Origin of the sequence: Candidatus Frankia nodulisporulans, assembly GCF_902806475.1 — a bacterium.
GTDB lineage: Bacteria > Actinomycetota > Actinomycetes > Frankiales > Frankiaceae > Frankia > Frankia umida.
Window position 1 is genome coordinate 1 of sequence record NZ_CADCWS010000295.1, and the last position, 4,699, is coordinate 4,699.

Below are 4,699 nucleotides of genomic sequence, written 5' to 3' on the forward strand. Positions count from 1 at the left end.
AAGGAGATCCCATGCGCGTCACGGTGATGACCAGGGGTCGCGCCCGGGCGAACGACTACACCTTCTTCCCCGAACCACCGGCGGACTCGTGGTGGCGCGCCTACGGCTCCCACACGTCCTTCGAGCACCCGACCCTGCTCGTCGAGTCGGACGGCCAGGCAGGTACGTGGCGTCTGTACGCCGGCGGCATTCCCTCCAGACGGCGGGATTCGCAGGCGACCCGCATCCGGTACTCCTGCGTTCTCGACGGCGGCACCGGCGAGGCCGAGGGTGTCGGCCTCGCCCGGGCCCTCGTCACCGCCTGGCTGGTCGAGGACGAGCGCGCCAGACTGGGCCGCCGCCTCGACCAGTGGGCCGGTGAGGACATCGTCGACGCCTGGTACCTGACCGACACCACCCGCCCCGGGCCCGACGAGGTCGCCCACGCCGTCGCCGCGGCGGTGGATGTCACCGGCCCGCACGAGGCCACGCCGACCGCCGAGGCCACCGCTCCCTGGCCGTGGCCTGGGGACGTCGTGGTGGGCAGCCTGGCCGCCGACGAGGCGAAGGAATCCCTGCGCACGCTGGTCACCGCACTGCTCACGGGCACGGCCGCCGGAGCCGCCGTCCTGCTGAACCTGCTGGACTTCGGCAGATGGCCCGACCCGTCACCCGACCTGGTCGCCCTGGTCAGCCGCAGCGGCCCGGACGTGCTGATCCTCGACCCGCACAGCGCCACCCCCTCGCCCTGGCCGCCCCCACGGCGTCGACGCCGGCGCCGGCGGTGCCCGAGGTGATGCGCGGCCCAAAAGGCCCGTTCCCGGCCCGCCGGATTCTGCTCGCGGCGATTCCGCTGATAGCCCTGGCGACACTGACAGCAGCCCTGACTCTTGGTTTCCTGTTCCTGCACAGGTGAAATCGGTCTTCGAATTCCTCAAGGGCGCCCACGACTATGTCCACTCCAGTCGCCATCCTCGAGCACAGCCGCTTCTCCTGCTCGTCTCGCCCGTGCTTCTCAGCGGCCAGGGCAGCGTCCTGCTCAGCCCGGGCCCCTGGACGCTGCCCCGCTATGACATGACAGCCGTCAAGGACGTTCCGGGCGAACTGCGGTGGATACTCCACGTCCGCGCCGGCCTGACTGTTCGAATCGGCCACAGGATCGACAGTTTCGACCGCCCGGGCGGCGAATCCCACCAGTACTACAGCTGCCAGCTGGCCTATCCAGAGCTTTCCCAGCCGACGGCCGAATACCAGTGGTTCACGGAGATCCAGGCGACGGAGAAAATCGACGACGAGTTCGACCTTGGCATGATTCGGTGGGCGTTCTCCGCCCATGACCACTAGCCAGCGGCGGATGAGAGGTGCGCGGTGGGAGATTTCCTGACGGACCTGTTCTCGTTGGACGGACGTTCGGCGGTGGTGACCGGGGCCACCTCCGGGATCGGCCGGGCCATCGCGGGCGCACTCGGCCGGGCGGGAGCCCAAGTCGTCGCGCTGGGCCGCCGCACCGACGCGCTCACCGCCGTGGTGGCCGAACTGCGCGCCGCCGGGGGCGCGGCGGAGGGCATCAGCGTTGACCTGGCGGATCGAGCGGAGCTGCGTCGAGTGGCGGAGCGCGCGGCCGAGCCGTTCGGCGAACCGGACATCCTGGTGACCGCGGCAGGCGTGAACCTACGGCCGCCGTTCGGCGACCTCACCGACCAGCAGTGGGATCAGACGATGGCCGTGAACCTGGACGCGCCCTATCTGCTGGGCCGACGGTACGGGCCGGCGATGGCGGCGCGCGGCTGGGGGCGGACCGTCAATCTGGCGTCGCAGCAGACGATTCGGGCGTTCGGGAACAGCGGTGCGTACGGGGTGTCCAAGGCGGGCATCGCCGCGCTGACCAGATCGCAGGCCGAGGCCTGGTCGAAACACGGGGTGTGCTGCAACGCGATCGCACCCGGATTTGTTCGGACACCCATGACCGCCGCCGTTTTCGAGGACCCTGGACGAGCGGAAGCCCTCGCGGCCCGTACGATGATCGGGCGCAACGGGGAACTCTCGGATTTCGTGGGTGCCGCGGTTTTCCTCGCCGGCCCGTCGGCCGCCTACATCACCGGGCAGACGCTCTTCGTCGATGGCGGCTTCTCGGCCACCTGAGCGGTGACCCCAGAACCTGTGGGCCCAGAAGTCGTGGGCCCACTCTCTGCCACTTCTAAGCTATAGCACGGTGGGGGGCTTGCCGCAAGACCCGGTGGATGCCGCAGAATCGCCAGCCGTGGCTGGCATCCGTGGTGGAACGGGTGCCCGGTCCGCGCGCAGTGGTCGTCCGCGACCTCCGACCGAAAGCTGGAGCTGACGCTGTTGAACTCCCTCACCACCAGCGCGTTCGACCTGCCCGAGCATCTCGCCGCGAAGGGCGACGAGGCTCTGGTCGGCGACGACGATCGGCACTTCGCCGCCATCACGGCCAGCCTCGAGCGGCAGATCGCCGAGCTCACCGAACGTCTCGTCCAGGCGCGTCGCCGGCCAGGCGGCAAGGGTCAGGCCGCGATGGACCGCGACCTGGAGGTGCACCGCCTCACCGACCGGCTGCGCACACTGAGCCGCTTCGGCCTGGATCTGTGCCTGGGCCGGATGGTCCACGCCGACAGCCCAGACGGGCCAGACGGGCCAGACGGGCCAGACGGGCCGGTGTACATCGGTCGTCTCGGCCTGTTGGACCAGGCCGGGCGGCGGCTGCTGCTCGACTGGCGCTCCCCCGCCGCCGAGCCGTTCTTCGGTGCGACCCACGCGAACCCGATGGGCTTGGCGAGCAGACGCCGCTACCGCTGGACCCTCGGACGGATCACCGACTACTGGGAGGAGGTCTTCAGCACGGACGGCACCGGCGAAGCTGGCACGCTCGAAGGACATGCCGCGCTCGACGACCAGTCCGCCTTCATCGCGAGCCTGGGCAGCAGCCGCTCACCCCGGATGCGGGACGTGCTGGGCACCATCCAGGCCGATCAGGACGCGATCATCCGCGCGGGCTCGCGTGGCGCGCTCGTCGTCGACGGCGGCCCCGGCACCGGCAAGACCGTCGTCGCCCTGCACCGCGCCGCCTACCTGCTCTACGCCGACCCGCGCCTGCGCCAGCGCCGACGCGGCGGTGTGCTGGTCGTCGGCCCCCACCAGCCCTACCTGGTCTACACCGCCGACGTCCTGCCAAGTCTCGGTGAGGAGGGCGTGCAGACCTGCACCCTGCGGGACCTCGTCCCCGAAGGCACCGACGTTCCCGAAAGCACCGACGTTCCCGAAAGCACCGACGTTCCCGAAAGCACCGACGTTCCCGAAAGCACCAGCCTTCCCGAAAGCTCCGGCGTCCCCGGAGCGGTCGACGGTGCCGAGGAGCCCGCGGCGCTGGTCGAGCGGCTCAAGGCGTCGGCACGCTGGGTGGAGGCGATCGACACGGCCGTGCGCTTCTACCAGGAGCCACCGACGGTCACGGTGACGATCACGACTCCGTGGTCGGACGTCCGACTCACCGCCGACGACTGGGCGCAGGCGTTCGACGTGGCGCAGGTCGGCACCCCGCACAACGAGGCACGCGACCAGGTCCTCGAGGAACTGCTCACGATCCTCGAGGAGAAGTTCGCCAACGTCCTGGTCGGCGATCCCGACGGGGACGGCTACGAGGAGATTCCCCCCGAGCAGCTGCGCGCGGCCCTGCTGCGTGACCGGGGATTCCGCGGCGCGTTCGCACGGGCCTGGCCGCTGCTGGACGCACCCGACATCGTCGCCGACCTGTGGTCCGTGCCGGCTTACCTGCGCAGATGTGCGCCGTGGCTGAGCCGCGAGGAGGTCGGGGCGCTGCGCCGCGCCGACTCCCGGGCATGGACGAACGCCGACCTGCCGCTGCTCGACCTCGCCCGCCAACGTCTCGGCGACCCGCGGTCCGCCCGTCGGCGCCGCCAGCAGGCGTCCGCCGCGGCGGCCGAGCGGGAACGGATGTCCCATGTCGTCGACAGTCTGCTCGCGGCCGAGGACGACTACGAAGGGGCGGCGACGATGCTCGTCGGCCAGGACATGCGCGACGCCCTAGTCGACGCGGACGCGTTCACCCGCACCGACCCCGACCTGCTCGCCGGTCCCTTCGCGCACATCGTCGTCGACGAGGCCCAGGAACTCACCGACGTGCAGTGGCAGATGCTGCTCGCCCGCTGCCCGTCACGCAGTTTCACCATTGTCGGCGACCGCGCTCAGGCCCGCCACGGCTTCACCGAGACCTGGCGGGAACGCCTCGCCCGGGTCGGTTTCGACGAGGTGCGGCTGGCCTCGCTCAGCATCAACTACCGGACGCCCCAGGAGGTGATGGCCCAGGCCGAACCGGTGATCCGCGCCGCGCTGCCCGACGCCAACGTGCCGACGTCCATTCGCGCCAGCGGCCTGCCCGTCACCCGGGCGGCGGTGAGCGACCTGGAGACCATCCTGATCGACTGGCTGGACGGGCAGGCCGAGGGCACCGCCTGCGTGATCGGCACCGCGGATTTCCAGCCGTCGGAACGCGTCCGGGCTCTTCCCCGCGTTCAGGTGCTGACACCGACCCTCGCGAAGGGCCTCGAGTTCGATCTGGTGATCCTGGTCGACCCGGAGACCTTCGGCGTCGGCATCACCGGCGCGGTCGACCGCTATGTCGCGATGACCCGCGCCACCCGCCACCTCGTCCTGCTCTCCCCCGCCTGACCTCGTCCGCACC

4 protein-coding genes are annotated in these 4,699 nt (G+C 70.8%); all 4 read left to right on the top strand.

The genetic code is table 11. The features are described from left to right. Positions 1–776, top strand: a 776-nt coding sequence (locus G6R24_RS18395; protein ID WP_225438705.1) for a hypothetical protein, incomplete at its 5' end; no start/stop codon positions are given. A gap of 115 nt (positions 777–891) precedes the next feature. Continuing rightward, on the top strand, positions 892–1,323 hold the full coding sequence (locus tag G6R24_RS18400; RefSeq protein ID WP_163550447.1) for a hypothetical protein: 432 nt from the start codon (positions 892–894) through the stop codon (positions 1,321–1,323). Between the two features lie 24 nt (positions 1,324–1,347). Further along, on the top strand, positions 1,348–2,121 hold the full coding sequence (locus G6R24_RS18405; protein ID WP_163550448.1) for an SDR family NAD(P)-dependent oxidoreductase: 774 nt from the start codon (positions 1,348–1,350) through the stop codon (positions 2,119–2,121). A 204-nt stretch (positions 2,122–2,325) separates the two neighbouring features. Further along, entirely contained in the window at positions 2,326–4,686 is a 2,361-nt protein-coding gene (locus G6R24_RS18410) for a HelD family protein (RefSeq protein WP_192029181.1), read from the top strand. Positions 4,687–4,699 lie beyond the last annotated feature (13 nt).